A 4,123-nucleotide genomic window follows, 5' to 3' on the forward strand; every position below is an offset into this window, starting at 1 on the left:
CCGCATCCAGACCCAGCTGGACAAGCTGCCGCAGGCCTAGCCCGTACGGCGAAGGGGCCCGGAACCGTCGCGCACGGTTCCGGGCCCCTTCGGCTTCACCGGGCGCGGGCCGTCTCGCATCCCGAGAAGTCCGACGGTCACGGAATGACAGGCACAAAACACAGGTTGATGCATGTCATGCCGTCTTCCTCAGCCGAGCGCACGACCAACGCCCTTGCAGCCCCTGAGGCCGTACCCCCCGCCCGTATGCCCCTGGCCGTGTACATCCTCGGCCTCTCCGTCTTCTCCCTCGGCACAAGCGAGTTCATGCTCTCCGGGCTCCTGCCGCCCATCGCGGAGGACATGAACGTCTCCATCCCCCGCGCCGGACTGCTCATCTCCGCCTTCGCGATCGGCATGGTCGTCGGCGCGCCGCTGCTCGCGGTGGCGACGCTCCGCCTCCCCCGCAAGACGACCCTCGTCACGCTCATCACCGTCTTCGGCCTCGGTCAGATCGCCGGCGCGCTGGCCCCGAACTACGCCGTCCTCTTCGCCTCGCGCGTGGTGAGCGCGCTCGCCTGCGCGGGCTTCTGGGCGGTCGGCGCGGCCGTCGCGATCGCGATGGTCCCCGTCGGCTCGCGCGCCAAGGCGATGGCGGTCATGATCGGCGGCCTGTCCATCGCCAACGTCCTCGGCGTCCCGGCGGGCGCGTTCCTCGGCGAGCACCTCGGCTGGCGGGCGGCGTTCTGGGCGGTCGGCGCGGCCTCCGTGATCGCGCTGATCGGCGTCGTCACCCGCATCCCGCACATCCCGCTCTCCGAGACCAAGCCCCGCCTGAAGCGGGAACTGGCCATCTACCGCGACCGCCAGGTCCTCCTCGCCGTCCTGATCACCGCGCTCGCGGCGGGCGGCGTGTTCTGCGCCTTCTCCTACCTCGCCCCGCTCCTCACCGACGTCTCCGGCCTCGACGAGAGCTGGGTCTCGGCCGTCCTCGGCCTCTTCGGCATCGGCGCCCTGGTCGGTACGACGATCGGCGGCCGCGTGGCGGACGCCCACCTCTTCGGCGTACTGCTCAGCGGCATCGCCGCGTCGACGGTCTTCCTCGTCGCCCTGGCCGTCCTCGCCCCCAGCCCGGTCGCCACGGTCCTCCTGACCTTCCTCCTCGGCGTCTCCGCCTTCTACACGGCCCCGGCCCTCAACGCCCGCATGTTCAACGTCGCGGGCAGAGCCCCCACCCTCGCGGGCGCCACCACCACCGCCGCCTTCAACCTCGGCAACACCGGCGGCCCCTGGCTCGGCGGCACCGTCATCGACGCCGACCTCGGCTACGCCTCCACGGCCTGGGCGGGCGCCGCCATGACGGCCCTGGGCCTGGCCACGGCGGCGGTCGCCCTCAAGCTCCACAAGTCCACGTCCCGCGTGGTCACTTCGGGCACGCCCCAGAAGAAGGAAGAGTCCGCCGAAGCGCCCTGCTGAGGCGCCCCGCCGAGACCCGGCGGAAATCGGGTGCGGGGCCGTCACCGCGCCGCCTAGGGTGACGCGGTGACGACGCGGATGATCATCCTCAATGGCGGGTCCAGCTCGGGGAAGTCCGGGATCGTACGGTGCCTGCAGGCCGTGCTTCCGGAACCGTGGCTGGCGTTCGGGGTCGACTCGTTCGTCGACGCGCTGCCCGCGAAGATGCAGGACTCCGACGGCGGGATCGTCTTCGACGCCGACGGCGGGGTCAGCGTCGGCGCCGAGTTCCGGGCCCTTGAGGCCGCCTGGGCCGGAGGGCTCGTGGCGATGGCCCGGGCCGGCGCCAGGATCGTCGTCGACGACGTGTTCCTCGGCGGGGCCGCCTCCCAGCAGCGCTGGCGCGAGGCCCTCGGCGACCTGCCCGTGCTGTGGGTCGGCGTCCGCTGCGACAGCGCGGTCGCCGAGGGCCGGGAGATCGCCCGGGGCGACCGGACCGTCGGCATGGCGGCGCGGCAGGCGCTGATCGTGCACGAGGGCGTGGAGTACGACATCGAGGTGGACACCACGCGCGCCGAGTCCCTGGAGTGCGCCCGCGCCATCGCCGACGGGCTCGGCTGACGCTCGGGCTCCCGGCCGCGGAGGACCGGTCCGTCCCGGGGGGCGGCCCCCGGCACGGGACGACGCTAGGAGGACCGGTCCTCCGGCCACTCCTCCGGGCGGCCCTTCGGTCGTCGGAGTCCCGCCTTCGTGAGGCGTCGGAGCAGTTCCTTCGAGCCGACCTCGATCGCGCCCGCCGCCACCGCGTCCCCGTAGCGGTCGGAGGGGATGTCGTAGTGGTCCCGCTCGAAGGCGCGCGGCGGGGCGCCGATCGAGGCGGCGAAGGCGTGCAGTTCCTCGAAGGAGACGTCGCTGACCAGGTGCGACCACATGCGGCCGTGGCCCGGCCAGGTCGGCGGGTCGATGTAGAGGGTCACGCGCGGGCTCCCGTCACGTCAGGCCGCCCACCGGGGCCACCACCACGCCCTGCTTGCCGCAGACCCAGTGCGGGTCCGGGCCGAGTTCCGGCTCCACGTCGAGGGCGTGCGGGTCGCCCGAGGCGCAGACCGGGCAGAGCGGCCAGCGTCCGTACCGTTCGAGCAGGGCGTCCTGCACGTCCTGGGCGACGAGCCCGGCGACGTACGACACCCCCTCCGGCCACTGCTCGACCCACCAGCGCCGGTGGGTCACCGCGTCCTCCACCATCGACACGACCTCTGCGGCGGCCACCTCCCGGGCCACCAAGTCGGCCAGCACCAGCGCGCGAGCGGCGTGCAGCGCCTGTTCCACGGGGTCGATGTCGTCCATAGGGTCATTGTCACCCGAGCAGGGGGAAGGGCGAGGATCCCCTCCGGATCCGGGGCCGAAGAAGACCGACGAGGTCTTGTCGCCCCACCTCTCCGAAAGTATCTTTCACGTGTGACCAATGACGTGAAGGAAAGTTTCACCAGCGACGCGCCCCCCGCCCCCGCCGCCCTCGCCGCCAAGGTGCGCACCCTCGCGCCGTCCATGACCCGCTCCATGCAGCGGGTCGCCGAGGCCGTCGCCGGAGACCCGGCCGGCTGCGCCGCCCTCACGGTCACCGGCCTCGCCGAGCTCACCGGCACCAGCGAGGCGACCGTCGTCCGCACCGCCCGGCTCCTCGGCTACCCCGGCTACCGCGACCTGCGCCTCGCCCTCGCCGGCCTCGCCGCCCAGCAGCAGTCCGGCCGCGCCCCGGCCGTCACCGCCGACATCGCCGTCGACGACCCGATCGCCGACGTCGTCGCCAAGCTGGCCTACGACGAGCAGCAGACCCTCGCCGACACCGCCGCCGGCCTCGACACCGTCCAGCTCGGCGCCGCCGTCGCCGCCCTCGCCGCCGCCCGCCGCATCGACATCTACGGCGTCGGCGCCTCCGGCCTCGTGGCCCAGGACCTCGGCCAGAAACTGCTCCGGATCGGCCTGATCGCGCACGCCCACAGCGACCCGCACCTCGCCGTCACCAACGCCGTGCAGCTCCGCTCCGGGGACGTCGCCATCGCCATCACCCACTCCGGCTCCACCGGCGACGTCATAGAACCCCTGCGGGTGGCCTTCGACCACGGCGCGACGACCATCGCGATCACCGGCCGCCCGGACGGCCCCGTCACCCAGTACGCCGACCACATACTCACCACCTCCACCGCCCGCGAGAGCGAACTGCGCCCCGCGGCCATGTCGTCCCGCACCAGCCAACTCCTGGTCGTGGACTGCCTGTTCACCTGCGTCACGCAGCGCACGTACGAGACGGCGGCCCCTGCCCTGGCCGCCTCGTACGAAGCCCTCGCCCACCGCCACTCGCCCCGCACCCGCTGAGCCTCCCCCCGACCACAGGCGCCGACGACGCCGCCGTACCGAAAGAGCCCCCGTGTCCACCTCGTACTCCGAACTCCGCGCCCAGCTGGCCACCCTCACCACCGAGGCCTTCCGCCCCGAGCTCGCCGAGATCGACCGGCTGCCCACCCTGGACATCGCCCGCACCATGAACGGCGAGGACCGGACCGTCCCCGAGGCCGTCGCCCGGCAGCTCCCCGCGATCGCCGCCGCCATCGACGCCACCGCCGAGCGGATGGCCCGCGGCGGGCGCCTCGTCTACATGGGCGCCGGCACCGCGGGCCATCCGCTCGGC

At 73.4% G+C, this 4,123-nt stretch carries 5 protein-coding genes and 1 pseudogene; 4 read left to right on the plus strand and 2 right to left on the minus strand.

What is annotated here, in order from left to right:
- Positions 1 to 246 precede the first annotated feature (246 nt).
- Both CCN56_RS15295 and cpt read left to right on the plus strand, forming a co-directional pair.
- The gene (locus tag CCN56_RS15295; RefSeq protein WP_086827326.1) at positions 247 to 1,455 is read left to right on the plus strand and encodes a Cmx/CmrA family chloramphenicol efflux MFS transporter; all 1,209 of its coding nucleotides are present in this window, start codon (positions 247 to 249) and stop codon (positions 1,453 to 1,455) included.
- A 78-nt stretch (positions 1,456 to 1,533) separates the two neighbouring features.
- Positions 1,534 to 2,055: a chloramphenicol phosphotransferase CPT gene (gene cpt, locus CCN56_RS15300; protein ID WP_086827328.1), complete on the plus strand. Its 522-nt coding sequence runs from the start codon at positions 1,534 to 1,536 to the stop codon at positions 2,053 to 2,055.
- A 65-nt stretch (positions 2,056 to 2,120) separates the two neighbouring features.
- Here cpt and CCN56_RS15305 read toward each other — a convergent pair whose 3' ends face one another.
- Complete coding sequence (locus CCN56_RS15305) at positions 2,121 to 2,411, minus strand: DUF4031 domain-containing protein (protein ID WP_086827330.1); 291 nt, start codon at positions 2,409 to 2,411, stop codon at positions 2,121 to 2,123.
- 13 nt (positions 2,412 to 2,424) lie between these two features.
- Positions 2,425 to 2,781 carry a hypothetical protein gene (locus tag CCN56_RS15310; protein WP_041130492.1) on the minus strand — a complete coding sequence of 119 codons (357 nt, stop codon included), beginning with the start codon at positions 2,779 to 2,781 and terminating at the stop codon, positions 2,425 to 2,427.
- A gap of 111 nt (positions 2,782 to 2,892) precedes the next feature.
- Here CCN56_RS15310 and CCN56_RS15315 point away from each other — a divergent pair, with 111 nt between their 5' ends.
- Positions 2,893 to 3,810 carry a MurR/RpiR family transcriptional regulator gene (locus tag CCN56_RS15315; RefSeq protein WP_086827332.1) on the plus strand — a complete coding sequence of 306 codons (918 nt, stop codon included), beginning with the start codon at positions 2,893 to 2,895 and terminating at the stop codon, positions 3,808 to 3,810.
- A gap of 52 nt (positions 3,811 to 3,862) precedes the next feature.
- A pseudogene (locus tag CCN56_RS15320) lies at positions 3,863 to 4,123 on the plus strand (N-acetylmuramic acid 6-phosphate etherase); the annotation flags it as partial.

The sequence above is a fragment of the Streptomyces sp. NRRL B-24572 genome (assembly GCF_002156145.1).
Lineage (GTDB): Bacteria > Actinomycetota > Actinomycetes > Streptomycetales > Streptomycetaceae > Streptomyces > Streptomyces vietnamensis.

What these genes read in the sequence shown, in the direction of transcription:
- cpt (WP_086827328.1), top strand. Translation starts at nt 1,534, where the DNA reads ATGATCATCCTCAATGGCGGGTCCAGCTCGGGGAAGTCCGGGATCGTA.
- CCN56_RS15295 (WP_086827326.1), top strand. Translation starts at nt 247, where the DNA reads ATGCCCCTGGCCGTGTACATCCTCGGCCTCTCCGTCTTCTCCCTCGGC.
- CCN56_RS15310 (WP_041130492.1), bottom strand. Translation starts at nt 2,781, where the DNA reads ATGGACGACATCGACCCCGTGGAACAGGCGCTGCACGCCGCTCGCGCG.